Origin of the sequence: Streptomyces yangpuensis, from assembly GCF_001005295.1 — a bacterium.
Classification (GTDB): domain Bacteria; phylum Actinomycetota; class Actinomycetes; order Streptomycetales; family Streptomycetaceae; genus Streptomyces; species Streptomyces yangpuensis.
On record NZ_LBMK01000008.1, the window covers coordinates 42,460 to 68,144 of the forward strand.

Sequence of the window (25,685 nt, forward strand, 5' to 3'; positions counted from 1 at the left end):
TGTCGCTTCGAGCTTCGTTCGAATGTCGCTTCACGGGATGATCAAGTAATCATTGCGGATACCGACGATCACGGCCGGTGGTTCCGCCCCGCGGACCTCCTGCCCACCGGATGGACCGAATGGAACCAGTGGACCTCAACGCCGCCGCAGACGCGTACGCCGCAGCCCCGCTCCTGAACTGCCTGCTCCGGGAGGCGGCCGAGCCGGCGGGGCCGGACGGCTCCGCGAGCCCGGCCGTCCACCGGCTGCGGGGCAGCGGGCGGCTGCTCCGGGTGCGCGGCGGACGCCGGCCCGCATGCCCCGAACTGCGGACCGCGAGCGGCTGGCACCCCCTCAGCCACACCGAACTGGTCAAACTCGTCTCCGACGAACTCGGCCGGTTCACCGGTGTCACCAACGACGAGCTCCCCGTCGAGATCACCGACAGCCGCGACGCGCTCGTCGCGCTGCTCGCGGCCCGCGCCGCCGCCGAGCCCCCGGCGGACCCGTACATGCTTTCCGAGCAGTCCCTGGTGACGGGCCACCCGCACCACCCCGCCCCCAAGGCCCGCGGCGGGGCGCCGGCCGGCAGCTGGCTGCCGTACGCGCCCGAGGCGCACGCCCGCTTCCCGCTGGTCTTCCTGGGGCTGCGCGAGGACCAGTGCGTCGAGGAGGGCGGGCGGGCCGTCGCCGAGGCGATCGACTCCCTCTCCGACCTCCTCGACGGGCCGCGCCCGCCCGCCGGCTACCGGCTGCTGCCCGCCCACCCCTGGCAGCTGGACCTGGTGGCGGACCGGCCCGCGGTGCGCGAGGCGTTCGCCGACGGGCGGCTGCTGCGGCTCGGCGCGAGCCGGCGGCCGGTCTGGCCCACGGCGTCCATCCGGACCGTCCACGTTCCCGGTCCCGGTGCGGCTCCCGCTCCTGGTCCCGCTCCCGGTCCTGGTCCCGGTGCGGCTCCCGGTGCGGCTCCGGCTCCCGGTACCGTTCCCGCGGCGGACCTCTTCGTGAAGTTCAGCCTCGACGTGCGGATCACCAACGACGTGCGCCGGCTGTGGCGGCACGACCTGCTCGCGCTGCGCCGCGCCGACGCGGCCGTCGAGGCCGGCTTCGCTGCACTGCGCGCGACCGGCTCGGACGCGGCCTGGCTCGCCGACCGCGGCTACCGCACCGCCGCCTTCGCGTTCGAGGAACTCGCGGTCCTGATCCGGGACGGACTGCACGCCCACACCCTGCCCGGGGCCACCCCGCTGCTCGCCGCCGCGCTCGCCGAGGGCGCTCCCGGGAGCCCGCCGGCCGGCGTCGCCGACCCCCTCGCCTGGTGGCGGGCGTACCTGCGCCAGGTCGCGCCGCCGGTACTCGAACTCTTCGCCCGGCACGGTGTCGTGCTGGAGGCCCACCTCCAGAACACCCTGGTCGCGGTCGACGCGGCGGGCATGCCCGTGCAGGCCCTCTTCCGGGACGCGGAGGGCGTCAAGCTCCTGCCGGACGTGTCGCGCACGGACGCCTGGGAGCGCCTGGTGTACTGCCTGGTGGTCAACAACCTGGCCGAGATCGCGGGCGCGCTGGCCGATCGGTATCCGGACATCTCGCCGCTCCTCTGGCCGGCCGTACGAGAGGAACTGCTGCGCTACGAGGCCCAGCGCGGGCTCCCCGAGATCGCCGCGCTCCTGGCCGCCCCCGCGCTGCCCGCGAAGACCAACCTGCTGCTGCGCTGGACCCGGGCCGACGGCGCGGACGCCCGCTACCGTCCGCTGCCGAACCCGCTGCGCGGGCAGGCGGGACCGTCCCGTCGGGGCCCGGGGGCGGGAACCGGCCAAGGCGGGCGGGCTGCCCCGATCTCCCCTCACCCAAAGGTATAGACCAATGCTAGGTTGGTCGGGCAGACCGCGCAGTCCTTGACCACCCGTCAGAGGAGAAGTCATGCCCTCCCCTTCGCGGGGCGGCGGCCCGGCCGCCATGCCCAAGTACCAGCGGATCGCCGCAGCGCTGCGCCGCGATCTCGACCGCGCCGCGCACACCCCCGGCGGGAGACTGCCCTCCGAACGCAGCCTGGCCGCCCGCTACCAGGTCAACCGGCAGACCATCAGGGCCGCCCTCCAGCACCTGCGCGAGGACGGCCTGGTCGTGACCGGGCGCCGCGGCTCCCGCCCCGCCGTCACGGCCGAGGTGGTCCCCACCGCGGCCGATCCGGTCGCCTTCGGGCCGGCGTCTCCGGCGCCCGCCCTCACCCGGAGCTGGGTCACCGTGGTGACCGTCCCGCCCTCGCTCGCCGTGCCGCTCGGTATGTCCGGCGGGGACCTCACCCTCGTCCATCACCACCGCGAGCGGGGGCGGACCGGGGAGACCCTCCGGCACGCCGTCACCTACTTCAGCCCGGACGTCGTCGCCCGGAGCCCCGAACTCGCCACCTGCCGCAGCCGGGCGGGGCGGGTCCAGGAGCAGGACCTCAGCCCCCTCCAGGACTGGCTGGAGCGGGCCGCGGCGGGCGGCCGGGTCGCCGAGACCATCACCATGACCCGCACCACCCACCCGCCCGCCTCCGCACCCGCCTGCGGCCTGACCGTACGCCGCACCGTGCACGCCCCCTCCGGTCTCCTGCTGGCCGTCACCGACCTGGCCTTCCCCACCTGGGACCACCTGACCTTCCACCGTGACCGCCGTCACCCCGCCACCGCCGCGTTCCACATCGGCTAGTGCTGTGGCCGGAAAGGTTCACCAGGTCGCGACGCCCGGCACTGCACCTCGCCGCGTTGTCAGACCTGCCGCGAGCGCCACGCGGTCGAGTGTGGGATCAACCGTCTCAAGAGGAACCGCGCTGTCGCCACGCGGTACGACAAGTTCGCTGTCCGCTACGAGGCGACAGTCCTGGTCGCGGCGATCAACTGAAAGGCATCGGGGTCCACGGCAACGCCTCCCGCCATCTCGGACAGCAGGTCGTGCGGAACCTCCTTGGCCGGATCGTCCACGGTACGACCGCCCGCTTCAGCTACACGCAGCACTGGCTTCAGCATGCACGCGACTGTACCGACCCATAGGACTCAACTGCCCAGCCGTCCACAACCTCCCGAGGCACACTACGGGTAGGCTCGTAGGTATGGGAATTGACTGGGAGAACATACTCGGCGCAAGCGGTAACGGCCTCGACGGTGCCTACGACAGCGCGGTCTCCGCGGCCGTCTACAGCGATGACCCGGTGGAGGACCGTCGGCCACTCCCAGTCGGCGAAGAGCACGACGACACAGACGGCTTGCGCTGAACTGAGCGCACGCACGAAACGCCCCGGCATGCCGCGGCGTGTCGCCGTCTCAGAGATCGTGTCAGCTCAGGGGCCAGTCAAGAGGCGGCCTCGACCTCTGGCAGAGAGCGGACGGGCCGGACCGGGACTGCACCCCGCCCGGCCTGTCCGTGCTTTCGATACACGCCCTGGCGACCGGCGACCGTCCGTACCCCCGTGCCGTGGTGCCCGCCACACTGACCGCAGCCCTCGGCCGCCAGGTCTCCCGCTGGGCCGGCGCACCCTCGCCGGGGCCGGTCGGCCGTCACCGGCGCCGGAGCAGCAGGCGGTCCGCGCCTGGCTCCAGGAGCACCCGGAGGTCGCCGCACTGTCCTGACACGCGGCACACCGTGAGGAACGGCGCAGGCGCCGGGCGCGCGGATCCCGTACGGGAACCCGCGCGCCCGGCGCCCGCACGCGTACCGGCCCCGCTCAGGGCACCAGGACGCGTTCCGGTGCCCCGGCCCCCGGGCCCGGCCGGGGCTCCGCCGGCCGCGGCCGCACGGGCCACCAGAGGGACCGGCCCAGGAGCACAGCGCACGCCGGCACCAGGACGACCGACAGGACGAAGGCGGAGAGCAGGATGCCGAGCGCCGTCGCGAAGCCGATCTGCTGCGTGGCCGCGACCGGGTTGACCGCCAGGCTGCCGAACGAGGCGGCCAGCACCAGCCCGGCCGTCGCCACGGCCGGCACGGTGTGCCGCACCGCCCGGGCCACCGCCTCCCGGGCCGGACCGGGCTGCTGCATCTCCTCCCGGATCCGGTCGGTCACCAGGATGTTGTAGTCGGTGCCCAGCGCGACCACGAACAGGAACAGCACCAGCGGCAGCGTGAACGCCACCCCGGGCTGCCCCAGTCCGTGCTGGAAGACGAGCGCCGCGGCACCCAGCGTGGCCGCGAACCCCAGCCCCACCGCGAGCATCAGGATCAGCGGGGCGAGCAGGCTGCGCAGCAGCAGGAAGAGGATGAGCGCGATCAGGGCCGCCGCGACCGGGAACACCAGGCGAAGGTCCTCCTCCACGGCCGTCGAGACATCGGCGAACACCGCCGCGGTGCCGCCCACATGGGCCTCGGTGCCGTCCGGCCGGTGCACCGAGACCGCCTCGCGGACCGGGCCCGACGCCAGGTCGCGGGCCTCCTGGCCGTGCGGATCGGTGTTCGGGAACAGGTCGATGCGGGCCGCCAGCCGGTCCTCGCTCAGCACCGTCGGGGCGACCTGCCCGACACCCTCCACCCGGGCGAGCGCCGCGGCCAGTGCGGCGACCCGGCCGGTGGAGAGCGGGGCGCCGTCCGACGCGGAGACGTAGACACTGACCGGGTCCGAGACCCCGGCCGGCATCGCACGGGAGATCTCGGCCGCGGTGGCCGCCGCGGCCGTCCGCCCGTCGCCCGCGCCGCCCGACCCGTAGTCCATCCGGATGCCGGCCGTGCCGGCGGCGAGGGCGGCCAGCAGGGCCACGGAGGCGAGGGCCGCCGCGAGGGGCCGCCGGACGATCCATGCGGCCAGCCGGGCGGCCGAACCGCCGCGCGGCTCGCGCCGGTGGGCCCGCGAGGGCCAGAACATCCTGCGCCCCGTGACGGCGAGCAGGGCCGGCATGAAGGTGAGACTGCCGAACAGCATCACCAGCACGGACACCGCGATGGCCGGACCGAGCACCCGGAACTGTCCGAAGGAGGCCACACCGAGCGTGGCGAACGCCGCGACGATGGTGAGCGCCGCCGAGGTCACGGCCGTACCCACGCGCCCGGAGACCTCGGCCGCGGCCGCCCGCCCCGGCTGCTCGGGCCGCCGGCGCAACTGCTCGCGGAAACGGAACAGCAGGAAGAGGAAGTAGTCGATGCCGATGCCCACCAGCACGACGTTGATCAGCTGAGGGGTGGACGGGTCGAGGGTGATCCCGGTCAGCATCGCGACACCGACCACCGTGCCGGTCGCGGCGCCGCCGATGACGGACACGACGAGCAGCGGCAGCAGCGCGGCGAGCACACTGCGGAACACCAGCACGTGCAGCAGCACGATCACGCCGAGCATCACGACCGCGATCACCCGCGCCCGGGTCTCCTCGGCGTCGATGCCGTCCACGGTGGTGGCGAGCCCGCCGGTGTGGCCCGTCCGGAAACCGGCCTCCGCGAACCCGGCCCGGGACTGCTCGCGGAAGGCCCGGTAGGTGTCCTGGAGCCCGGGGTCCTGGGGGTTGCCCTTCAGCTCCACGGACAACAGCCGGAAGGAGCGGTCGGGAGCCGTCATGGCCGGGGCGACCCTCGGGGTCTGCGAGTGGTCCCGGGCGAACGGCGTCTCCTCCTCGGGCTTCGGCATGGCCACCCGGCGGCGGCCCAGCTCCGCGGCCTCCTCGTCGATGCGCCGTTCGTCGGCGTCGCTCAGCGGCGCGCCGTCCGGCCGGGCGACCAGCACGGTCAGCGTGTTGGCGTCCGGCTTCACCCCGAACCGCTCCTCGGCCACCTTCAGGGCCGCCGCCGAATCGTAGGAAGGGGGCAGGAAATCGCCGGTGCTGCTCTGGGTGGCGCGGAAGACGAGCGCCTGGCCGGCGATCGTCAGGGCGATGCCGAGCACTGCCCAGAGGGCGATCACCTTCCACGGATTCCTCGTCGAGAACCCGGTCAGGGCGCGGATCACGTGACTCCTCATGTCGATGGTGCGGACCGGGGTTTCCGGCCCGGCTCCAGACCATCAGCCGGGGGCCGCGCGAGCATCGGCGCGCGGGAGGAACCGCACCCCGGGAGCAGGGTCCGGGACACGGCCCGGACCAGGACCCTGGTCCCGGTCCGGGACCGGACCCCAGGACGGCGGCACCGGCCGTCCGGGCTGCCAGAATGCAACGACAGCAACCGGCACGAACCGTCCCCGCACCGCGGGGGAGCAGGCCGGCGGGGAGGACCGGAAGAAATGAACAAGGGCGCCGACAGGCTGCGCTGGACACGCAACGACGCGCTGGTGGCCATCGGAGCCGCCGCCGTGGACCTGCTCGGCTTCTCGGTCGGCACCCGCACCGAGGGCATTCCCCTCACTCTCTCCGCCGTCTGCGCACTCATGGCGGCCGCCGCGTGCCTGCTGGCACGCCGCAGCCGGCCCGTCCCCGTCCTCGCCGCGGTGCTGCTGCTGGGGATCGTGCCCAACGTCGTGATCCCGGACCTCACACCGCACTTCCCGGCCGGCCTCGCCGTCGCCCTCTACTCGGTGGTCCGGTTCCGTCGGCCCGTCGTCGCCGCGGCGGCCGTCGCCCTGACCGTCCCACTGGCCTCGGCAGGCCAGGGCGGCACGCCGGTCCCCTCCGGCTGGTCCCTCGTCGCCAACGCGGCGGCCGTGGCCCTGGTCACCGGCGCCGCGCTGGTCGTCAACCGCTGGCAGCGCGAGGCAGCGGCGAACCAGGCCCTCCAGGCCGAGCGCGCGGTCGCCGAGGAACGCCGCCGGATCGCCCGGGAGCTCCACGACATCGTCGCCCACCACATCACCGCCATGCAGCTGATGGCGGGCGGCGCCCGGGCCAACCTGGCCCACGACACCGAAGCGGCCCGCGAGGCCCTCGTCACCCTGGAGGACTCCGGCCGCATCGCCCTGCGCGAGATGCGTCAACTCCTCGACGTCCTACGGGCCGGAGACGAACCGGACGAAACACCTCCGGCACCCCAGCCCGGTACCGCGGACCTGGAACGGATCGTCACCGAGTCACGGATGGCCGGAACCGAGACGGAGTTCACCGTCGACGGCCCCGTCCGCCCTCTGCCGCCCAGCGTCGGCCTCACCCTCTTCCGTATCGTGCAGGAGGCACTGACCAACACCCGCAAGCACGCGGGGCAGGCACGGGCCGAGGTACGGCTGACCTACCGCCCCGACGAGGTCTGCGTGGAGGTCTGCGACGACGGGGCCGGTGCCCCGCCGCCGCTCGCCCGGCCCGCCGCGCGCACCGGGTACGGTCTGATCGGAATGCATGAACGCGTGGCCCTCCAGGGCGGAACCATGGAGGCGGCCGCACGCGACGGCGGCGGATTCCGGGTGGCGGCCCGCCTCCCGGTCCCGGCCGGGCGGGGCGGCGAAAGAGAGGAACGACACCGATGATCCGTGTGCTCATAGCCGACGACCAGCCGCTGGTCCGGCGGGGACTCGCCCTGATCCTCGGCCCGGACCCGGAGATCGAGGTGGTGGGCGAGGCCGAGGACGGCGCCCGCGCCGTCGCCCTCGCCCGCGAACTACGGCCCGACGTGCTCGTCATGGACATCCGGATGCCCGTCCTCGACGGCGTCCGGGCCACCGAGGAGCTGGCCCGCACCCTCCCCGACGTCCGCGTCCTCGCGCTCAGCACCTTCGACATGGACGAGTACGTGGTCGCCGCCCTGCGCGCCGGGGCGTACGGCTTCCTCCCGAAGGACGTCTCCCCGGAGGAACTGGGCGCCGCAGTCCGCATCGTGCACGCCGGCGAGGCGGCCGTGGCACCCCGGCTGCTCACCCGGCTGCTCTCCGCCTATGTGCGGACCCCCGCGCCGGCCCGCCCGGCCGCCGCCGAGGTCCCGTCCGGCATGACCCCGCGCGAGCGGGAGATCTGGCAGCTGCTGGCCACCGGCCTCGACAACGCGGAGATCGCCGCGGAACTGGACATCAGCGTCTCCACGGTCAAGAACCACATCACCGGCCTCTTCGGCAAGCTGGGCGTCCGGGACCGCGCCCAGGCGGTGATCGCGGCCTACGAATCGGGCCTGGTGGAAGCCGGGTGCGGGAGCGGTTGATCACAAAGTGCCCGCAAGAGGACCGGAATCCCCCTGGTGACCGTACCTCTGACCAGCCGGAACACTGGATGATTCGCCCGTGCGGACGAGGCCCCGGCCATGGCACAGTGCGATCAGTCCAACCGCACGATCAGGGAGCCTCCATGCGCGATCCGCACGTCACGCCGCTCGCGGCCGCCCCCGCGTGCCCGCCGGAGCCCGGCCCGTTGCCCCGCTGCCCGCTGTGCGCCGGGGTGCCGGAACGCATCTCCTGGCGCCAGCGCCCGGGACAGCCCGTGCTGCTGGCCTTCGAGCCCTGCGGCCACCGCTGGACCACCCCCGCGCCGCCCGTCCTCGCGGTCACCCCGCCACGGGAACACGGTCACGCCGACGCCGGCTGAGCCGGCGCATCCGGTCAGCCGTTCTGCTCCTGGGACAGGCCGCCCTCGATCCTGGCGCGCCGGACGCTCTGTTCGCCCGGTCCGGTCCAGGCCGACGCGTTCGAGCCGTTCCCGCCAGGACTGCGTGAACCCGTGCAGCCTGGGCCCGGTCACCGACGATGTCGGTGGCCTCGGGGCGGTGGGTCGGCACCCGTCCGCGCCTTTCGCCGGGGGTCCGGACCCCGTGGCGAAGGCGGGGACGGGTTGCCGCCCGGGCCCTGCATCGATCTTGGTCCACCGCAAAACCCAAGTCAATCCTCCTGTTTGCTCCCCACATCCAAGGAATATCTTGGGTCTCATGACCCTCGACGATCTCCGCGTGTTCGTGGCCGTCTGCCGCGCCGGCAGCCTCAGCGCCGTCGCACGCGACCTCGGGTGCACCCAGTCCGCCGTCAGCCAGCACGTCCGCCGCCTGGAGAAGCAGACCGGCACCAGCCTCCTGGAGCGTCACGCCCGCGGCGTCGTGCCGACCGAGGCCGGCCGTATCGTCCAGGCGGCCGCCGCCGACGGCATCGCCGGCCTGGACGGCGCCCTGCGCCGCGTGGAGGACCTGGTACGGGGCGGGGGCGGCACCGTGCGCGTCACCACCGGTGCGACGACCGTCCGGCACTTCATGTCCCAGGCGGTTGTCTCCTTCCGCCGCGGCCACCCCGGGGTGAGCCTGGAGTTCCAGACCGAGAACTCCAGCCGCAGCTGCTTCGACGCCCTCGCCGCCGGCGACCTCGACCTCGCCTGGATCACCATCGGCGCCCCTGTGCGGGGCATCGAGCAGCGCCCGGTCATGGAACTGCCCTGGGTGCTCGCGGTCGGCGCCGACGACCCCCTCGCCGGCCGTACCGGCCTCACCCCCGCCGACCTCGCCGACATCCGCCACATCCGGCTGCCGGAGAACTCCGCCTCCCGGGCCCACCTCGACGCCGCCCTCGCCGAGTCCGGCATCCACGTACGCTCCGACACCAGCGTGGCCGACTGGGACACCGCCCTGCTGCTCGCCGAACTAGGCCTGGGGCACGCCGTCGTGCCCGCGCTGCCCGGCTGGCAGGTTCCCGGCACCGGCGGCCCGCTGCGCCTCGTGCCCATCCTCGCCCTGCCGCCGCTCGCCGTCGGCTGGGCCGTCCGCCGCTGGGCCGCCCTCTCCCCGCCGGCCCTGGCCTTCGCCGACGAGGTCGCCCGCAGCTGCCGGGCGCGCGCCGCCGGGCAGCAGTGACGCCGCGGCCAGACCGACGGCGGCCAGCACGGCCAGGGCCACCAGCGACGGGCCGCGCACCCCGGCGCTCGCCGCGACCGCGATGCCCAGGGCCGGACCGACGTGCATGGCCGTCTGCCCCAGCCCTCCCACGACCCCGGCGTACCCGGCCGGTGCCTCGCCGACCACCGCCCCGGTGGCGGTGACCATGACGGTGGTGAATCCGGCGCCGAGCACCGCGAAGGCCGGCCCGGACGCCGAGCCCAGCCCGGCGATCCCGGCCACGACCAGCGCCGTACCAGTCAGCGCGGTCGGCCGCGGCCCGAACCGGCGCAGCGCCATCCCCGCCACCGGAGCCCCCGCGACCATCACCGCCGTCAGCGGCAGCACCCGCAGGCCGGTGTCCAGCGCGTCCAGCCCCTGGACGTCCTGGAGCCGGAACGTCGCCGTGAACAGTGCCCCGAACATGCCCGCGGAGACCACCAGCAGCAGGCCCATCGACGCCGTCACCGCCCTGGCCCGGGCCACGGCGGGCGGCACGAGCGGCGTCGCGGAACGCCGCTCACGACGCAGGAACAGGGCCGCGAGCACAGCGGCGCCCGCGAACCCGAACAGCGTCGGCGTACCGGCCCACCCGTACTGCGGTACGCCGACCAGCGCGTGCACGAACACCGCGAGGGCCGTCGCGAGCAGGGCCGCGCCGCCGAGCTCCAGCCGGCCCGCCTCGCTACGCGGCGGCTCGGGCGCTCGTACGGCGAGTGTCAGCGCGGCGATCACCACGGCGACGGGCACGTTGACCACGAACACGGCCCGCCAGTCCCACTGGGCCACCAGCAGGCCGCCCAGCAGCGGACCGGCCGCCGCGGCCAGCCCGATCGCGCTGGTCCGTACGGCCACCGGCGTGGCCAGCCGGTCCGGCGGATACGCGAGCCGCAGCAGCGCCAGCGTCGCCGGCTGGAGCAGCGCACCGAACACGCCCTGCACGGCGCGCAGTCCGATCACCCAGCCCACACCGGGCGCGAACACGATGCCCGCGGAGGCCGCGGCGAAGCCGAGCACGCCCACGAGGAGCAGCCGGGCGTGCCCGTACCGGTCGCCGAGCCGCCCGGCGAGGACCAGGAACGCGGCCACCGCCAGCATGTAGGCGGTACTGGTCCACTGGACCTGCGTGACGCTCGCCCCGAGGTCACGGCTCAGGCTGGGCTGCGCCACCGTCAGTACGGTGCCGTCGAGGGCGACGAGCATGGCGCCGGCCACGCTGACAAGCAGGGAGATCCGCTGTCTCATGCGGGAGCACCCCCCAGGTGCGCGTCGACGGCGGCGTCCACCAGCCGTTCGACCCCGACGGCTCGGTCCTCGCCGAGGACCAGCGGCAGGCTGCCCCATCCCCACAGCTGGGCCACGCCGTGCAGGTTGGCCCACAGCGCGGCGGCGGTGACGGAGGGCTCGGCCGCCCCGCACCGGCCGACGAGCGAGACGAGCAGGGCGAACAGCGGGAGGGTCGATTCGCGAAGCCGCGGCTCGTCCGAGGGGTCCTGTCCGGTGCTGTCCAGCAGGTCGTGCCGGAACATCAGCTCGAACATGCCGGGGTGCTCCAGCGCGTAGCCGACGTAGGCGCATCCGATCGCCCGCACCCTCTCCCGCGGGGACGACTCCCTCGCCCCGGCCGCCACGGCGGCGAACCGGTCGCCGAGGTCGGCGAAGCCGCGGCGGGCGATCGCCGACAGCAGGGACTGGTGGGTGGGGAAGTACCGGCGGGGCGCCCCGTGCGAGACGCCCGCCCGGCGGGCGATCTCCCGCAGCCCGAGCGCACCGGTGCCCTCGCTCATGACGAGGTCTGCACCGACGTCGATCAGACGTTCCCGAAGGGGTCTCTCCTGGTCCATGGAGCTCTGTCTACCAGCGCTAGTAGACAGTGTCTACTAGCGCTGGCCGGGACGCGCGGCGCGGTGCGGTGGATGATGGTGGGGCGGGGGCCCGAGGAGGAGGTGCGTGCCATGACGGAGCACGACGGCGGTCCGTCGGCGCGGAAACTGGAGGAAGGCCGGCTGCTCAAGGAGCTGGAGGCCATCCACCGCACGCGCCACGAGACCCTGCTGCACGGGTCCGACGACGCGCTGGTCACCCATACGAAGCGGATGAACGAGCTGGAGCACGAGTACGTGCGCCGCCATCCGCAGCGCGCCCAGACCGCCTCCCGCACCCGCTCGGGCGCCCGCGCCCGAACCGAGGGCGAGCACAAGGAACAGCCCATGTGATCATGAGGCGTTGCGTTCCTTCGCCCGCGAGGTGATTTCTTGACGAAGGTGGCACTGCGGCCCTACGCACTGTTGCCTCGGCAGTACGACGAACGGCAGGTTCTGGCCTCCACGGTGGACGCGTGGGGGAGGGCCCTCTGGCTGATCTGTACTGATGCGCGTTTCGTGACCCGGCCCTACGGCGGGCGTTCCGCGGAACCGCTCGCACTGCCCTTCGACGCCCTGCTCGTCACCCGCGACGGTGACTCGGTCCGGGAGCGGACCCTGTACGGCGTGGCCGTGAGTCCGGACGGCCTGGAGGCGCTGCCCGGGGGCGGTCTCGTGGTGCACGGGAACCACGGGGCCGACCGGCGCAACGGCCAGGTCTTCGGCCGGGGCGGCCGTCCCCGGCGGAGGTTCGCCATGGGGTCCCATCTGATCCAGTTGGTCGGGGACCGCCGGGCCGGCCTGTGGGCCTGTTATGGGGACGAGGGGATGTACGGGGGCGATCCCCTGAGCGCGGACGCCCTTGCCCGGTGGGACGGCGGGGGCAACCGCCTCCACGGCTTCCGTCCCCCCGAGGGCGCCCGTTTCGTCGTCGAGGTCGACGCGCTCAACGTCACGAACTCGGTGATCCGGGTTGCGCACGGGTTCGGCCGGGTTCTCGTCGAGCAGGGGACGGGTGAGCCGCCGCGCCTGTGGTCCTCCTTGCCGGTGGCCGGCATTCGTGGCCTCGCGGTGCGGGACAGCAGCTTGCTGCTGCTCGGCGGCGGCACCGAGGGCGCCGGGCGGCTTCACCACTGCCGCCTGGACGAGGGCCGGGTGGTGGTCACCGGGCGGGGTGAACTCGTCTGGCCCAACGGCGATCCCGTCCGCCGGTACAGCCGTCCCATCGGCCGCGGTCCCCACCTCTACCTGCGCAACCCCCGATCCATGCGGATGTGGTACGTGCTGAGCGTGCCGGACTGAGCCCGCGCCCCCCGGCTGCGTGCCGCGGGGTGGGGTCTCGGGCGGAACCTGGCGAGAGGTGGAGCTCCTTTTCCTCGGATGAGACGGCTGACCAACCCGCTGCTCCAGGTGCGGCTGTTCGCCGAGCCCGCGTTCAGCGTCGCGGCCACCGCGATCTTCCTGCCGATGGTGGGCATGGGCGCGATCCTGTTCCTGGTCACCCAGTGGTTCCAGTACGGCGAGGGCTACACCCCGCTGGAGGCCGGACTGCGCCTGCTGCCGGCCCCGCTCGCCCTGATCGCCGCCTCCATGGTCGCCCCCCCCGCACTGGTGCAGCGCTTCGCGATCCGCCACGTGCTGGGTGCCGGACTCGTCGTCCTGGCCGCGGGCATGGCCCTGCCGTGGACCCTCCAGCAGTTCACCGACCTCGGCTACCCGGCCTTCGCGGCCGCCCTGACCGTGATGGGACTCGGCGCCGGCATCGCGACCACCGTCGCCTCGGTGACGCTGGTCTCCGCCGCGCCCGCCGCCGAGGTCTCCAGCGCCGCCGCCATCGAGGAGACCTGCTACGAGCTCGGCTCCGCCATGGGCGTCGCCGTCCTCGGCTCCACCGCGGCCGCGCTCTACCGGGGCAATCTGCCCGCCCTCGACCTGGACGGCCCCACCGCGGCCGCCGCCCGGGACTCCGTCGGCGAGGCCGCGCACATCCCCGAACGGCTCGGCGGCGCCGTCGGCCAGGCCCTGCTCGACGCCGCCTCGCACGCCTACACCCTCGCCATCACCCCGGCGTTCCTCATGGCCGGCGGCCTGGCCGTCGCCGCGGCGGCCACGACCTGGACGCTCATTCCTCGCGATCTGCGGCCCACCGAGAACCACTGACGCGGGCGGGCCGGAAGGCGGCCGCGGGCGCCGGTCCCAGCGTGGTGGTGCCCGGCGCCGCCCGGTGCCCCAGCCCCGTGCGGTACGCGTCCATGGCCGCCTCCACCCGGCCCGTACGCCGCAACAGATCGCCCAGCAGCCGGCACAGGTCGGCGAGGTCGCCCCGCGCCCCGCTGCGCTCCAGCAGGGCCAGCGCCTGGACGTAGTGCTCCTCGGCGGAGTCCGTCTCACCGCGCTCCTCGGCCATCAGGCCGAGGAGCCGGTGCGCGCCGCCCGCATGCACCGCGCCGTGGCTGGTGCCCAGCTCCAGCAGCGCCGCGAGCAGCCCCGCGGCCTCCTCCTGCCGGCCCAGCCGGCGCAGCACGTCCGCCAGCTCGACCTCCACCTGGGCCGTGTAGAGACCGGCCCGCCGGGCCGACAGCATGTCCCGGGCCGTACGCAGCTCCCGTTCGGCCGAGCCGAGTTCACCGTTCTGCGCCAGTACGTAGCCGCGCATCCAGTGGCAGTGCGCCAGGTCCGTGCTCAGCTGCAAGTGGGCGTAGATGGCCTGCGCCTTGGCCAGGGAGGCGTCGGCGTCGGCCATCCGCCCCTCGGCGAGGAAGGTCCGGGCCACCTGCCGGTGCATCCCCGCCACCAGTGCCGGATCGCTGACCTGCGGCGCCAGGGCGAGCGCGAGCTCGGCCGAATGGGCGGCGCGCGCGTGGGCGCCCATGTCCATGTACGGGCCGATCACCGCGGCGTGCAGCAGGACCAGCGCGTCGGGGTCGGCCAGCCCGCTCGCCCCCAGCTCGTCGATGGCGGACTCCAGCAGGTAACAGGCGTAGCGCAGCTCACCCGCGAGCAGGTGCGCCACCGCCCGGCCGCGCACGGGCCGGGCCCGCCGCGTCAGCGGCTCGTCGGCGAGCAGCCGCTCCGCCTCCTCGAAGTGGCCGATCGCGTCCGGTAGTTCACCGGCCTCCAGCGCGCACTCGCCGAGCCCGAGGCGGGCCTGTGCCTGCTCGGGGACGAGCCCGAGCTCCTCCGCCTCGGCGAGCAGCCGGCGGTAGTGCGAGGCGGCTTCCTCGGCGGCGCCTGTGGCAAGCGTGCGCTGCGCGTCGGTGAGGGCGAGCCGCAGCTCGGTGGCCAGATGGGCGGGGCGGCCGGTGGCCAGCTCCTCGTACGACGTGCCCAGGCGGGCGGCGAGGAAGCGCAGCGCGGTCTCGGAGGGGCGCACCTTGCCCGACTCCAGGGTGGAGACATAGGCCGAGGTGTAGGAGGGGTGTGCCAACTGCTTCTGGGTCAGTCCGCGTTCGACCCGCATGCGCTGGACCCGGCGGCCGATCTCGCCCGGTTCGTCCATTGAATCCCCCTGGTTGCTCGAACTCCCCAGTATTCAACCGGAGTACGCCATTGCGCACCTCTCGCGCGCCCCCTAGTTTAAGCAGCCGATTCAATGCGTTTATCGAACCACTTAACTTCCTTTCCCGGGGGAGGACTTCATGGATCCGGTCAGAGGCACGGCCAGACGTTCGGCGCTGCGGCCCACGCGGCGTCACAGGCGGCGTCAGGGGGCACGTCCGGCGTTGCGCGCGGCGCTCGCGATGGTCTGCGCGACCGCTGCGCTGGTCGCCGCGGGTCCGGCCGACGCGGCGGACACCCCCGCCACGACCCGGGTGGAGGTCGAGATCCCCGGGCCCGAACACGGTGTCGAGGCCGGATCCGGGCACGCCCTGGTGCCGACGGCCGGCAGTCCGGCGAAGCACGCGGGCCGGCTCACCGAGGCCGAGCGGTCGGCCGACGGCGAGGTCACCAAGATGATCGACAACGGCTCCACCGCGGACCGCCTCGACGTCGTCGTCATCGGCGACGGCTACACCGCGGCCGAACTGCCCCGGTTCCGCGCGGACGCCGAACAGAAGTGGGCCGAGGTAGCGGCCGTCGAGCCGTACACCACCTACCGCGGCCTCTTCAACGTGTGGACGGTCGACGCGGTCTCCCGCGAATCGGGCGTCTCCGGCGACCCGGACCCGGCGACCGTGCGGGACACCGCCCTCGGCTCGTACTTCTGGTGCGGGGACATCGAGCGGCTGCTCTGCATCGACCAGCCCAAGGTCGACGCCTACGTGGCGAAGGCGCCGGAGGCCGACCTGGTCATCGTCCTGGCCAACAGCGCCAAGTACGGGGGAGCGGGATACAACGAGCCCAGCGCCACCCTCGGCTACGAGGGGATATCGACCGCCTCGGCCGGCCACCCGAAGTCCGGGCAGGTCGCCATCCACGAGACCGGCCACTCGCTGGGCAAACTCGCCGACGAGTACTTCTACCCGGGCGTGCCGGACTACGAGAAGTACACCGGGCCCGAACCCGCCGAGTCCAACAGCTCCGGCCTGACCGCTGAGCGGATGGCCGCGCAGCGGGCCAAGTGGTACCGCTGGCTCGGCGAGGAGTCGCCCGACGGTGGCACGGTCGGGGCGTACGAGGGCGGCAACTACTACGTGACGGGGCTGTACCGGCCCACCGACAACTCCCTCATGCGCGTCCTGGGCAAGCCTTTCAACCTGCCCGGCGTGGAATCGATGATCGCGGGCTTCTACCAGCACGCGCGGATCGCCACCGCGCTCACTCCGGCGGACCGGACCCTGCGGATGCGCGACACCGCGAAGGTGGCCGTCCCCCGGCTGTCCGGGGCGGACGGCCGGCAGCTCGTGGTCCGCTGGTACCTGGACGGCCGTGAGCTCAGGCGCTTCGAGGGGCGCACCGAGGTGTCGGTGGCGGAGCTGTGGCTGTTCGACCTGCGCACGCACCGCCTGTCGGTGACGGCCGAGGACCGCACCCCGTCGGTCCGCGACCCGAAGACCGCCCGCACCCTCCGTTCCACGGTGGAATGGAAGGTACGGCTCTGAGCCGTCGCGGGACTCCCCCTACCCTGGGCGGGTGAACGTGTTCCACGGCCGTGACGGCCGGCACCTGGAGATGACCAACGGCGGCACGGCTGTGTTCGTGGACGTCCTGGTGCTCGCGGTGTCGGCGCTGGCCCGGGACGCGTGGGACTTCCGCTTCGCCGCCCTGCTGACGCTCCAGGACCAGAACGTGATGGGGCGTGGGGTGGTCGGCTTCGGCCTCGCGGACCTCGACTGGGGGGACACCCCGCAGGAGCGGGCCGCGGTCAGGGACTTCCTGCTGCGCGTCCTGGACCTGGCGCTGTCCCGCCACCGGTGGGAGGAGCTGCCGTACGAACCGGCCCGGGCCGAGGGGTACTTGCGCACGTACCGGGCGATGGTGGAGGAGTTCGACCCCGCGACCGCCGCGGAGACGAAGGCCCGCGGACGCGGTCTGCCAGGGCCGCACGAGGCCGCGACGGCCTCGTGCGTACCTCACCGGGTGCTGGACGCCCTGCCGTTCTGGGAGGGGTGCGTCTTCTGCACGGCGGGGGTCGGCGCGATGCCCGGGACCAGCGGGGGTCCCGCCCGGTGAAGGCGAGGAGTTTCTCCGCGCGGCCCGCGCCCTCCGCAGGGACCAGCGCCGGCGCGTACTTGCCGAAGGAGTCACGGACGAAGTCGACGAGCCGCGCCGCGATGTCCTCCAGCCGCTCGGCCGTCTCCTCGGTCAATGGCAGATCCTGACCGGTGGCCCGGGCGATGTCCCAGGCGTGGATCGCGGCGTCGAGCGCCGCGGCGGCGGCGCCGGTGCCGGCCGGCACCGGCCCCCGTCGGGGTGGGCGCTCTCCTCGTCCCTCCGCGACGCAGGGCCGGTTCGCGGGATCCGGAGGCCGTCAGACCGCGACGAGTCCGTCCGCGAGGAATTCCGCCACGAACTTCCGTGCCCGACGGTCGAAATCGGCGTACTGCGCCTCCCGCTCGGCGCCGGCGACTGCTTCGCCGACCAGGAGACTGCCCTCGGCGTCGATGCGCTGCGGTCGCTCCTCCGCGTCCAGGAGCAGGCCCACGGTGGAGCGGGAGAACCCGCAGTAGTAGGCGATGCCATCGCTCAGGGTGGCCTCCAGGACGGACCGCATCGACTCCGCGACGGGGTCGTCGGCGGTGGCTCCGGCCAGGGCCAGCCACAGCATGCGCTTGCCCGCCAGGCGGGGCTTGCTGCGGCCGTAGGCGAACCCGTAGTTCCATACCCGGTCGATCCATCCCTTGAGGACGGCGGGCACGCTCTGCCAGTACACCGGGAAGACCGCGACGACGACATCGGCGTCGAGGATCCGCCGCATGTGGGCGTGCGTCTCACCGGAGTACGGCTTCTCCCGGTCGCCCCAGTCCGGCTGGTCCTCCACGTTCATCCGCGGGTCGAACCCCTCGGCGTGCAGGTCGAGCAGGTCGATGCGGTATCCCGCGGCCTCCAACTGGGCGGCCGCGCGACGGGCGGTGTGGGCGGTGAGGGAATCGCTGCGGTGGTGCGCGACGACCACGAGGGCTGTCCTGGTGTCACTGCTGTGCTGCGGCACGGTGTCTCCCGAGGGCTCGATCGGTGCGGTGAGTCCAGTACAACCGCGGCACCGTGGATGATCCATGGGAGAAAGTCTCCAGAACATAGGAGATCGTCTACGATCGGGCTGTGGATCCTCTGAGTTCACTGCTGAGCGGCATCCGGGCCGAGGGCTCGGTCGTCAGCCACGCCGTCCTGGCGGCGCCCTGGAGCATCACCTTCGCCGACGCCGCTCCGCTCACCATGGTCAGCGTGCTGCGCGGGGGCGGCACGCTGCTGCTGTCCGACGGCACCGAGCGGGCGATCGGCGCGGGCGACACGGCCGTCGTCCGGGGCCCCGCACGGTTCCGCCTCGCGGACGAGCCGGCCACCGTCCACCGCCCGCATACCGCGTACGAGATCAACTGCTTCACCGCGGACGCCGCGTGCACCGGCCAGGAACTCGACGGCATCCACTGGGGCACCGGCCCGGAGGGAGCGACCGCGCTGATCGTGGGCGCCTACCGCGCCTCGGGGCACCGCCACGAACGGCTCCTGCGCGCCCTGCCGCCGGTCCTGGTCATCGCCGAGGACGCCGAGGTCTGCGCCTGGCTGGAGAACGCCGCCGCCGATGCCGCCCGGCTCTCCGCCGGTTCGCAGGCGCTGATGGACCGGCTCCTCGACTGGGCTCTGGTCTGCACACTGCGCACCTGGTTCGACCGGGCGGGCGCGGACGCGCCCAGCTGGTACCGCGGCCTCGCCGACCCGGTCCTCGCCCCCGCCCTGCACGCCTTCCACGGGCGGCCCGCCGAGAGCTGGACGGTCGCGTCGCTGGCCGCCCAGGCCGGTGTCTCCCGGGCACTGTTCGCCCGGCGCTTCACCGAGCTGATGGGCCGTCCGCCCCTCACCTACCTCACCGAGTGCCGCATGGACGATGCAGCGGCGCTCCTGGCCGACACCGACCTCAGCATCGCCCGGATCGCCAAGGCCGTCGGCTACTCCGACGCCTTCGGCTTCAGCGCCGCCTTCAAACGCCACAAGGGCCTCAGCCCCAGCACGTTCCGCACCACGGCGGCGTGAGTCAGGGGACCGCGGCCGCAAAGGCGCGGACCACCCCCCTCCGGACGGCAGCCCGACACCGGGACCTCGCGCCGGAGCCCGGGCGTCGACGGACCGGTGCAAGGAGGCTGGTGAGCTCGGTGATCGCCGGCCGTGGGGGACATCCGTACGGTCACTGCGCTGAGAATGAACATGCTCGGCCGGCACGCCGGGTGTACCGATGTTCCCCGAGGTCGTCATCCCGGCTACGGAGCGGAGATTTCAGCGGCTGATGGAAGTTCCGGCTGCCGGTGCCCACCCCGGCCCACGCCGCTGACGATGCCGATGGCGGGCGGGTGGTGATCGAGGGCGCGTGCCGAAGGGGGACGAAGCTACCGCCCGGGCGACGTCGGCCCCATTTCCGCGAGGGTGTTCCAGAGCGTGGCGAGGGCGAGTAGTTGTGCCAGGAAGAACGCCACGGAGGCGAAGCGCATGCGGTAGACGTAGCTCACGAGGCTGGCATTGGTCGGCCAGTAGCGGCGCTCGCCCTGAAAGGTCTGCAGGTCCATCACGAGACCCGTACACGTCATCACCGAACCGAACGCAGCGATCTGGCCGATCGTGAGCGGTACGTACCCCCCGAGGGCCTGGGTGATGAGGAGGTCGACTGCCGCCGGGATCGCGAACGCGAGCGTGACGAAGATCGCCTTCATCGGTCCGTGCCGACCCGGCAGATCACGCCACAGCGCCCCGAGGAAGAACCCCCCGACAACCCAGGCGACCTGCCAGGAGAGGATCTCGACCGCGATCCAGAGGAACCCCGCCATATCCTGCGTGGTCACCACCCAGGTGTCGTCTCGTACCGTGGCGGTCCAGTACAGCGCGCCGGTCACGGGCAGCCCGACGAGGCAGGCGTTGACGGCACCCCTGCGGGCGTTGCCCCACCACGTGGACATGGGGCCACAGGCAAAGGGGAGATCGGCCGGCCTGATGCCTCCGGGCAATAACTGGTCCAGCCGGTCGATCTCGGCCTCGATCGACTCCCGCTCCGCGGGACCCTCCGCCGAGTTGGCAGCATTCACATGGTGCAGACGTTCCTGCAGTTCTCGGAACCGGCGTGCCAAGCGCAGTACATCGGCCCTGTCCGTCCGGGAGATCACATCTCCCAGCGGCGCTTCGTCGGCAAAGGGCTTCTCCAGCACGGAGGTGGAAAGACCCATGGCCAGCACGCCCCAGGCTGCGCACAGGGTGAGCAGCAGGGAGAGAGCATCGGCGGAGAGGCCGTAGTAGAGCGTGAGAGGTGCGAAGGTGACCGCGAAGAGGACCACGAGGAGAAACCTCTCCGCCGCGTGCGGTGTGTACGCCCCTTTCTCGTGCTGTTCGACTCGACAGGCCCGCAACACTCCGAGCACGGCCAGCGGCGCGAAGACGGAAACGAGGGTCAGCAACGGATCCGTGACGGTCTCCGGAAAGGCCAGCCACCAGAAGTCGAGCTCTGTCGCCCAAGAGAGCGCGTACTCAGGCCGACGAGGGTCGGCGAGCCAGCTGATCCGCTCCCAGTAGCGTTCGAAGGCGAGATGGCTCCACAGGACGGTCGTCAGGGCTGCCGCAACGGCGGCACAAGCCATGACCCATGGGGGGAGCCGCGCCTCTCCGATCAGCAGAACCCGCTGTCCCGCCGCGATCACACCGAGCAGGCAGACGGCCATCAGTGCGGCGGAGGCCATGACCACGGTCCAGCCCGGAGGGGACATTTGACGGTCGGCCGTGGGCAGCAACGTGAGGTCGTAGACCTCTGAAAGCCAATACCACCCGGTCAGGCCCAGGACGAGTACGCACGCGGATACCCGAAGACGCATCGGCAGACCGCCGAGCAGACACAGTGCAAGTCCGAGGAACGCCAGGCTGAACACGGCCACCGTTGGCGAGTAGTAGTAGGAGTCCCAGCCCCCCAACCGGTGGAGGAGTCCGTAGAGGTCGTCACCCAGGTATACGAGCAGACCCAGGAACACCAGGAGGAGCGCCCACCACCGCAGGAACTTCAGCGCTTTCGACTGATCCGGTGTCGGTTTGCCGGTGAGACTGCGCCTCAGTCGTCGGCCTGCGACCAGGAGCAGCGCGCCCATGGCGACGTACCAGAACGCCCGCGAGGCGCCGTAGTACCCCCAGGTCTCCCATGCCCGCCAGGTTTCGTCCAACGACGTCGTGATGAAGTGCCAGTGCTGTACCGCGGGCGGGCGGAAGGTGACCGTGGGATGCTGTTCCGGCCGCGCGAGCCGCCAGCTCAGCTTCGTGCCGCCTTCGCCGAAGGCCGCTGGGGGGTCGGCCGTCAGGGCTCCCGGTCCGCCCAGGTTGACGTGCACCTGCTTCCAGCGCGCTTTCTGCAGGCCGGGGGGCGGCCGCAGCTCGATGCGCCAGTCCTCCTTCGTCACTTTCAGCATCCAGGGACCGACATCGAAGGCGGAAACGGACTGTACCCACTGGGTAGCCTCGTAGTGAAGCTTCACCCACTGGTCATCGGCCTTCACCGTAACGGGCTTGAACCGCCACTCAGGGACATGGTAGGGGCTCGGTTCCACCGGAGCCCTTTCCACGAGGCATGCCAGTGCTGTGCGGTAGTCCGGCGAGCGGGCGTCCAGGAGGAGCTCGGAGGCATGGCTCCACCCGGCGGGCACGCTGACGTCCATGGTGCTGATGAGCATGCTGTAGTCGTTGCCTCGGTGCCTGAACTCAGCCCGTACCGTGACCTCGGCCTTCTTGAGCTGGTCGACCCGGCAATCGGCCGGGACGGTCTCGGCAGCGCCGGCCTCCCCCATTGCAGGGGCTATGAGGCACAGAAGCAGCAATGGCACACGCAGAAAGCGCAGCGCAGCGGAGCCGGGACGGATCACCGACCCAGGGTCCTTCCTGTGCGACGCCTACCATGCTGCGTGACGCGTCGACGCGCAGGCAGGTTCACCCCAGCGGACGAGAGCGCCCGGAGGCGTTGCCCAGTGCGAGGCGGACCCGTGAGGGCGGAGGTTCCGGCGGCCGGACCTCTGATGCATGCACGGTTCCCCCGGGCAGGCGGCCGCAGCGAGCCGACACGCTGCGGCGCGCGGCCGAGGAAGCGTCCGAGGGCTTCGTCGCGGCGGCGGCCGCGCTGCTGTACTCAGGCCACCGTTGACCGGCGCCAGCCACCCCGCCCCGCGCACCGGGCAGGATGGGGCCGTGAGCTTCACCTTGCACGCCCGCAGAGTCCGCGACGAGCGCCTGAGCCCCGCCCGCCGCGGCGCGGCCCTGAGCAGCGCCGTCGTCCTGTACCGCCCGTTCGGATTCACCTGGACCCACGCCTACCTGAGCCTGTTCGGGGACACGCGCCGGGACCCGCGGGCCATGGTGACGGCGCTGGAGGTGCTGGAGCGCAGCAGGACCGCGCGCACGGCCGAGTGGGCGGAGTTCTCCCGACGCCGGACCACGGAGAAGCACGATGCGCACCGGCGTACGCCGTCGGCGGCCGACCGCGCTTGGGCTGCGGCCCTCCGATGGCCGGGGCCGGACCTGCACCACGCCCACCGGGTGATGGTGCTGCGGTGGTCGTGCCTGCCCACGCCCACGGCGCCGGAGCTGCGCCGTGAGGGGCTGGCCGGACTGGAACGGGCCGTCATGACACAGGTCGACGCCTACCTGGCGACGGACCCGCCGAACCCCGGGGCGGCGGCGGTCCTGGGCGCACTGCTGCCCCGGCTGCGCGAGGCCGCGGCCCGGACCCGGGGCGGACGGACGGGGAGCGGGCCGGCCGTGCGTGCCGACCGGTTGCGGATGATGGCCGAACTCGTCCACTGGGACCGCGGACCGGAACCGCGACCGGCGGACCCCGCCACGGGGTCTGCCCGGCCGTAAGCTGCCCGCATGTGGAGAGAGGCCGCCGGTGAGGCGGACGGAGAGGCCGGGTTCGGTGAGCCCGTCGGTGCGGACGCGGTGGCCGGCGCGGAGCGACGGCTCGGGGAACCGCTGCCCGCCGCACTGGTGAGTCTGCTCGGGGAATGCGACGGCATCGTCGGACACGACGGGACCGACACGGTCTGGCCCCTGGATCAGATCGTCGAGCAGAACCTCTGCTTCCGGTCGGATCCCGCCTTCGCCCGGCTGTACATGCCGTTCGACGCCCTGCTCTTCTTCGGCGACAACGGGGGCGGCGACCAGTTCGCCTTCGTCCGCACTCCCGAACGCGAGGACATTTTTGTGTGGGAGCACGAGGACGACAGCCGGCGATGGGTCGCCCGGGACCTGCGGGACTACCTCGGACGGTCCCTGGCCGGCGGCGGGGACGACTGGTACCGGTAACGCCCCGCGGTACCGCACGGCGGCCGGTGTCCGCCGCGACGGGGATCGCGGCCGACACCGGCCGGTGCGCGCCGAAACGCGGGAAGCCACGGGCTACATGGGGTCCATGCCCCGGTCGTCCATGCGGCCCTCCTGCTCGCTCTGCTCCTGGAGGCGGCGGGCCTTCTCCTTCAGCCGGCGGCGCTCCTCCGGGTCCGTGGACCGTTCGGCGGCCTCGTTCAGCTCCTTGGCCTTCGTGCGCATCTGCTGGGACCGGCCCCGGGACTCGCCTGAAACGCTCATGATCGCTCCTCGGATCTGTGGGGGAGAGCGGGCGGATTCAGCGAACCAGCACTGCCGTACACCCGCATCTCGAACCGTCACCGAAGGTGATCCGCCGCGAATGGCCTCCCGCGGATGCCGGACCCCGGGTCCTCGGAGAACCTGTGGTGGTGAGCCCGACCGAGCACGCCGAGCATGCCGAGCATGCCGAGCCCGCCGAGGACGCCGCACCCGCCACCGCCGGCACCGTCACGCTGCGCGTCAACGGCAGGGAACACACCCTGCGGACCGACCACCGCGTCACCCTTCTCGACCTCCTGCGGGAGCACCTGGGCCTGACCGGGCCGAAGAAGGGATGCGACCACGGCCAGTGCGGTGCCTGCACGGTGCTCCTCGACGGACGGCGGGCCAACAGCTGCCTGCTCCTCGCGGTCGCCCACAACGGCGCGGAGGTCGTCACCGTGGAGGGCCTCGCCGCCATCACCCCCGGCGGCGGCCCGCACCCGCTCCAGCGGGCCTTCCTGCGGCGCGACGCCTTCCAGTGCGGCTTCTGCACACCTGGCCAGCTGTGTTCCGCCGTCGGGGCGCTCGCCGAGGCCGCCGCGGGCCACCCCTCGGCCGTCACCCCGGAAGCGGCCCTCGCCGAGCCCGGACGCCCGGTGGAGCCGACCGCGCCGGAGCTCAGGGAACGGCTCAGCGGCAACCTGTGCCGGTGCGGCGCCTACCCGGCCATCGTCCGGGCCGTGGCCGACACGGTGACCGACGGCGCGGCCGACGGCGACGGCGACGGCGACAGCGACAGCGAGGCCGGGCCCGGGGCCGACGCCGCAGCCGCGCCCACGCCCGGAGGAGGCCCCGTATGAAGCCCTTCGGATATGTCCGGGCCGGCAGCCTGCGCGAGGCGGCCGCGGCCTACGCCGCCCACCCGGACCCCCGCTACCTCGGCGGCGGCACCAACCTCGTGGACCTTATGAAGCTCGGCGTCGAGACCCCCGCCACCCTCATCGACGTCTCCCGGCTGCCGCTGGACGCCGTCGAGGAGCGGCCCGGGGGCGGCCTGCGCATCGGAGCCACCGCCCGCAACAGCGACGTGGCCGCCCATCCCCTCGTACGGACCCACCACCCGCTCGTCTCCCGGGCCCTGCTCGCCGGTGCGTCCGGCCAGCTGCGCAACATCGCCACCATCGGCGGCAACCTGCTCCAGCGCACCCGCTGCCCGTACTTCCAGGACGTCTCCAAGGCGTGCAACAAACGGCTGCCGGGCACCGGGTGCGCCGCCCTGGAGGGCGTCCACCGCGAGCACGCCGTCCTCGGGCACTCCGCGCACTGCATCGCCACCCACCCCTCGGACCTGGCCGTGGCCCTCGCCGCACTCGACGCCGACATCGAGCTGTACGGCGGCGACGGCAGCGGCGGGACCGACGACGACGGCGACGGCGACGGCGACGGCACCCGGACCGTCGCCGCCACCGACTTCCACCGACTGCCCGGCGACCATCCCGAGCGGGACACCGTCATCCGCCCGGGGGAGCTCGTCACCGCCGTGCTCCTGCCCGCCCCGGCACCCGGCGCCGTCTCCCTCTACCGCAAGGTCCGCGACCGGGCCTCCTACGCCTTCGCGCTGGCCTCCGTCGCCGCGGTCCTCGACCTCGACCCGGCCACGGGCCGAGTCCGGCACGTCGCCCTCGCCCTCGGCGGTCTCGCCCACCGGCCCTGGCGGGCGACCACGGCCGAACGGGCACTGACCGGGGCCGTCCCCGACGCCGACACCGTCCGGCGGGCCGTCGACGCCGAACTCGACCGGGCCCGGCCCCTGCGCGACAACGCCCACAAGGTCGTCCTCGCCCGCAACCTCGCCCGTGACGCGCTCACCACACTCACCACGCTCGCCGCGACCGCCCGCCGGGCACCGTAGAGCGCCGCCGGGCACCGTAGAGCGCCGCCGGTCACCCCGCCGCCGGTCACCCCGCCGCCGGTCACCCCGCCCCCGGTGACCCCATCCGCGGT

General features: G+C 73.3%; 23 protein-coding genes and 2 pseudogenes. 17 read left to right on the forward strand and 8 right to left on the reverse strand.

Going from position 1 to position 25,685, the window contains the following annotated elements; all coding sequences use genetic code 11:
* The first annotated feature begins 110 nt into the window (after positions 1 to 110).
* The 3 genes and pseudogenes from AAT21_RS29385 to AAT21_RS40160 form a co-directional block, all read left to right on the forward strand.
* Positions 111 to 1,838 carry an IucA/IucC family protein gene (locus tag AAT21_RS29385; RefSeq protein WP_079026040.1) on the forward strand — a complete coding sequence of 576 codons (1,728 nt, stop codon included), beginning with the start codon at positions 111 to 113 and terminating at the stop codon, positions 1,836 to 1,838.
* Positions 1,839 to 1,899: 61 nt separating this feature from the next.
* Positions 1,900 to 2,673 (forward strand): GntR family transcriptional regulator, encoded by a 774-nt coding sequence (locus AAT21_RS29390; protein WP_052758040.1) that lies wholly within the window; start codon positions 1,900 to 1,902, stop codon positions 2,671 to 2,673.
* A gap of 69 nt (positions 2,674 to 2,742) precedes the next feature.
* Positions 2,743 to 2,865: pseudogene (locus AAT21_RS40160) on the forward strand (IS5 family transposase); the annotation flags it as partial.
* Here the strand turns inward: AAT21_RS40160 and AAT21_RS37820 are convergent.
* Positions 2,829 to 2,990 (reverse strand): hypothetical protein, encoded by a 162-nt coding sequence (locus tag AAT21_RS37820; protein ID WP_157879814.1) that lies wholly within the window; start codon positions 2,988 to 2,990, stop codon positions 2,829 to 2,831. The pseudogene AAT21_RS40160 and the gene AAT21_RS37820 sit on opposite strands and share 37 nt — an antisense overlap.
* A 695-nt stretch (positions 2,991 to 3,685) precedes the next feature.
* The gene (locus AAT21_RS29395; RefSeq protein ID WP_235439266.1) at positions 3,686 to 5,899 is read right to left on the reverse strand and encodes an MMPL family transporter; all 2,214 of its coding nucleotides are present in this window, start codon (positions 5,897 to 5,899) and stop codon (positions 3,686 to 3,688) included.
* Positions 5,900 to 6,157: 258 nt separating this feature from the next.
* Here AAT21_RS29395 and AAT21_RS29400 point away from each other — a divergent pair, with 258 nt between their 5' ends.
* The 4 genes from AAT21_RS29400 to AAT21_RS29415 all read left to right on the forward strand — a co-directional run bounded on the left by AAT21_RS29400 (position 6,158) and on the right by AAT21_RS29415 (position 9,618).
* Positions 6,158 to 7,327 carry a sensor histidine kinase gene (locus AAT21_RS29400; RefSeq protein WP_046780011.1) on the forward strand — a complete coding sequence of 390 codons (1,170 nt, stop codon included), beginning with the start codon at positions 6,158 to 6,160 and terminating at the stop codon, positions 7,325 to 7,327.
* Complete coding sequence (locus tag AAT21_RS29405; protein ID WP_046780012.1) at positions 7,324 to 7,992, forward strand: response regulator; 669 nt, start codon at positions 7,324 to 7,326, stop codon at positions 7,990 to 7,992. The genes AAT21_RS29400 and AAT21_RS29405 overlap by 4 nt, the downstream gene beginning before the upstream one ends.
* A 143-nt stretch (positions 7,993 to 8,135) precedes the next feature.
* Entirely contained in the window at positions 8,136 to 8,372 is a 237-nt protein-coding gene (locus AAT21_RS29410) for a hypothetical protein (RefSeq protein ID WP_046780013.1), read from the forward strand.
* A gap of 337 nt (positions 8,373 to 8,709) precedes the next feature.
* Positions 8,710 to 9,618: a LysR family transcriptional regulator gene (locus AAT21_RS29415; protein ID WP_046780014.1), complete on the forward strand. Its 909-nt coding sequence runs from the start codon at positions 8,710 to 8,712 to the stop codon at positions 9,616 to 9,618.
* On the opposite strand, the pseudogene AAT21_RS36220 reads toward AAT21_RS29415, so the two are convergent.
* Both AAT21_RS36220 and AAT21_RS29425 read right to left on the reverse strand, forming a co-directional pair.
* A pseudogene (locus AAT21_RS36220) lies at positions 9,595 to 10,884 on the reverse strand (MFS transporter); the annotation flags it as partial. The gene AAT21_RS29415 and the pseudogene AAT21_RS36220 overlap by 24 nt on opposite strands.
* Complete coding sequence (locus tag AAT21_RS29425) at positions 10,881 to 11,483, reverse strand: TetR/AcrR family transcriptional regulator (RefSeq protein ID WP_046780015.1); 603 nt, start codon at positions 11,481 to 11,483, stop codon at positions 10,881 to 10,883. The gene AAT21_RS29425 and the pseudogene AAT21_RS36220, both read right to left, overlap by 4 nt.
* Before the next feature lie 111 nt (positions 11,484 to 11,594).
* Here AAT21_RS29425 and AAT21_RS29430 point away from each other — a divergent pair, with 111 nt between their 5' ends.
* The 3 genes from AAT21_RS29430 to AAT21_RS29440 all read left to right on the forward strand — a co-directional run bounded on the left by AAT21_RS29430 (position 11,595) and on the right by AAT21_RS29440 (position 13,661).
* Positions 11,595 to 11,855, forward strand: coding sequence for a DUF6158 family protein (locus tag AAT21_RS29430; protein ID WP_046780016.1), 261 nt, complete (start codon positions 11,595 to 11,597; stop codon positions 11,853 to 11,855).
* Positions 11,856 to 11,894: 39 nt separating this feature from the next.
* Positions 11,895 to 12,803, forward strand: coding sequence for a hypothetical protein (locus tag AAT21_RS29435; RefSeq protein ID WP_157879815.1), 909 nt, complete (start codon positions 11,895 to 11,897; stop codon positions 12,801 to 12,803).
* A gap of 78 nt (positions 12,804 to 12,881) precedes the next feature.
* Entirely contained in the window at positions 12,882 to 13,661 is a 780-nt protein-coding gene (locus AAT21_RS29440; protein ID WP_052758042.1) for an MFS transporter, read from the forward strand.
* On the opposite strand, the gene AAT21_RS29445 is transcribed toward AAT21_RS29440, so the two are convergent.
* On the reverse strand, positions 13,624 to 15,000 hold the full coding sequence (locus AAT21_RS29445) for a helix-turn-helix domain-containing protein (RefSeq protein ID WP_046780017.1): 1,377 nt from the start codon (positions 14,998 to 15,000) through the stop codon (positions 13,624 to 13,626). The genes AAT21_RS29440 and AAT21_RS29445 overlap by 38 nt on opposite strands.
* Positions 15,001 to 15,241: 241 nt before the next feature.
* On the opposite strand from AAT21_RS29445, the gene AAT21_RS29450 reads away from it, so the two are divergent.
* Together AAT21_RS29450 and AAT21_RS29455 are read left to right on the forward strand one after the other, a co-directional pair.
* Entirely contained in the window at positions 15,242 to 16,543 is a 1,302-nt protein-coding gene (locus tag AAT21_RS29450) for a M64 family metallopeptidase (RefSeq protein ID WP_046780212.1), read from the forward strand.
* Positions 16,544 to 16,574: 31 nt separating this feature from the next.
* Positions 16,575 to 17,114, forward strand: coding sequence for a hypothetical protein (locus AAT21_RS29455; protein ID WP_046780018.1), 540 nt, complete (start codon positions 16,575 to 16,577; stop codon positions 17,112 to 17,114).
* A 298-nt stretch (positions 17,115 to 17,412) separates the two neighbouring features.
* Here AAT21_RS29455 and AAT21_RS29460 read toward each other — a convergent pair whose 3' ends face one another.
* Positions 17,413 to 18,093, reverse strand: coding sequence for an NAD(P)H oxidoreductase (locus AAT21_RS29460; protein ID WP_046780019.1), 681 nt, complete (start codon positions 18,091 to 18,093; stop codon positions 17,413 to 17,415).
* A gap of 110 nt (positions 18,094 to 18,203) precedes the next feature.
* On the opposite strand from AAT21_RS29460, the gene AAT21_RS29465 reads away from it, so the two are divergent.
* Positions 18,204 to 19,133 carry an AraC family transcriptional regulator gene (locus tag AAT21_RS29465; RefSeq protein WP_046780020.1) on the forward strand — a complete coding sequence of 310 codons (930 nt, stop codon included), beginning with the start codon at positions 18,204 to 18,206 and terminating at the stop codon, positions 19,131 to 19,133.
* A gap of 350 nt (positions 19,134 to 19,483) precedes the next feature.
* On the opposite strand, the gene AAT21_RS29470 is transcribed toward AAT21_RS29465, so the two are convergent.
* On the reverse strand, positions 19,484 to 21,982 hold the full coding sequence (locus AAT21_RS29470; protein WP_046780021.1) for a DUF6185 family protein: 2,499 nt from the start codon (positions 21,980 to 21,982) through the stop codon (positions 19,484 to 19,486).
* A gap of 319 nt (positions 21,983 to 22,301) precedes the next feature.
* Here AAT21_RS29470 and AAT21_RS34760 point away from each other — a divergent pair, with 319 nt between their 5' ends.
* Together AAT21_RS34760 and AAT21_RS29480 are read left to right on the forward strand one after the other, a co-directional pair.
* Positions 22,302 to 22,973, forward strand: a complete 672-nt coding sequence (locus AAT21_RS34760; RefSeq protein ID WP_052758043.1) for a hypothetical protein — start codon at positions 22,302 to 22,304, stop codon at positions 22,971 to 22,973.
* A 9-nt stretch (positions 22,974 to 22,982) separates the two neighbouring features.
* Positions 22,983 to 23,417, forward strand: coding sequence for an SMI1/KNR4 family protein (locus AAT21_RS29480; protein WP_046780022.1), 435 nt, complete (start codon positions 22,983 to 22,985; stop codon positions 23,415 to 23,417).
* 93 nt (positions 23,418 to 23,510) lie between these two features.
* Here AAT21_RS29480 and AAT21_RS29485 read toward each other — a convergent pair whose 3' ends face one another.
* Positions 23,511 to 23,699, reverse strand: coding sequence for a DUF6381 family protein (locus tag AAT21_RS29485; protein WP_046780023.1), 189 nt, complete (start codon positions 23,697 to 23,699; stop codon positions 23,511 to 23,513).
* Between the two features lie 233 nt (positions 23,700 to 23,932).
* On the opposite strand from AAT21_RS29485, the gene AAT21_RS29490 reads away from it, so the two are divergent.
* Both AAT21_RS29490 and AAT21_RS29495 read left to right on the forward strand, forming a co-directional pair.
* On the forward strand, positions 23,933 to 24,541 hold the full coding sequence (locus AAT21_RS29490; RefSeq protein ID WP_235439284.1) for a (2Fe-2S)-binding protein: 609 nt from the start codon (positions 23,933 to 23,935) through the stop codon (positions 24,539 to 24,541).
* Positions 24,538 to 25,593: an FAD binding domain-containing protein gene (locus tag AAT21_RS29495; RefSeq protein ID WP_046780024.1), complete on the forward strand. Its 1,056-nt coding sequence runs from the start codon at positions 24,538 to 24,540 to the stop codon at positions 25,591 to 25,593. Before AAT21_RS29490 ends, AAT21_RS29495 begins: the two co-directional genes overlap by 4 nt.
* The last annotated feature ends 92 nt before the right edge of the window (positions 25,594 to 25,685 follow it).

Bases quoted from the DNA above. Each gene is read 5' to 3' on its own strand.
- AAT21_RS29385 (WP_079026040.1), top strand. From the start codon at position 111: ATGGACCGAATGGAACCAGTGGACCTCAACGCCGCCGCAGACGCGTAC.
- AAT21_RS29390 (WP_052758040.1), top strand. From the start codon at position 1,900: ATGCCCTCCCCTTCGCGGGGCGGCGGCCCGGCCGCCATGCCCAAGTAC.
- AAT21_RS37820 (WP_157879814.1), bottom strand. From the start codon at position 2,990: ATGCTGAAGCCAGTGCTGCGTGTAGCTGAAGCGGGCGGTCGTACCGTG.
- AAT21_RS29395 (WP_235439266.1), bottom strand. From the start codon at position 5,899: ATGAGGAGTCACGTGATCCGCGCCCTGACCGGGTTCTCGACGAGGAAT.
- AAT21_RS29400 (WP_046780011.1), top strand. From the start codon at position 6,158: ATGAACAAGGGCGCCGACAGGCTGCGCTGGACACGCAACGACGCGCTG.
- AAT21_RS29405 (WP_046780012.1), top strand. From the start codon at position 7,324: ATGATCCGTGTGCTCATAGCCGACGACCAGCCGCTGGTCCGGCGGGGA.
- AAT21_RS29410 (WP_046780013.1), top strand. From the start codon at position 8,136: ATGCGCGATCCGCACGTCACGCCGCTCGCGGCCGCCCCCGCGTGCCCG.
- AAT21_RS29415 (WP_046780014.1), top strand. From the start codon at position 8,710: ATGACCCTCGACGATCTCCGCGTGTTCGTGGCCGTCTGCCGCGCCGGC.
- AAT21_RS29425 (WP_046780015.1), bottom strand. From the start codon at position 11,483: ATGGACCAGGAGAGACCCCTTCGGGAACGTCTGATCGACGTCGGTGCA.
- AAT21_RS29430 (WP_046780016.1), top strand. From the start codon at position 11,595: ATGACGGAGCACGACGGCGGTCCGTCGGCGCGGAAACTGGAGGAAGGC.
- AAT21_RS29440 (WP_052758042.1), top strand. From the start codon at position 12,882: ATGAGACGGCTGACCAACCCGCTGCTCCAGGTGCGGCTGTTCGCCGAG.
- AAT21_RS29445 (WP_046780017.1), bottom strand. From the start codon at position 15,000: ATGGACGAACCGGGCGAGATCGGCCGCCGGGTCCAGCGCATGCGGGTC.
- AAT21_RS29450 (WP_046780212.1), top strand. From the start codon at position 15,242: ATGGTCTGCGCGACCGCTGCGCTGGTCGCCGCGGGTCCGGCCGACGCG.
- AAT21_RS29480 (WP_046780022.1), top strand. From the start codon at position 22,983: ATGTGGAGAGAGGCCGCCGGTGAGGCGGACGGAGAGGCCGGGTTCGGT.
- AAT21_RS29485 (WP_046780023.1), bottom strand. From the start codon at position 23,699: ATGAGCGTTTCAGGCGAGTCCCGGGGCCGGTCCCAGCAGATGCGCACG.
- AAT21_RS29495 (WP_046780024.1), top strand. From the start codon at position 24,538: ATGAAGCCCTTCGGATATGTCCGGGCCGGCAGCCTGCGCGAGGCGGCC.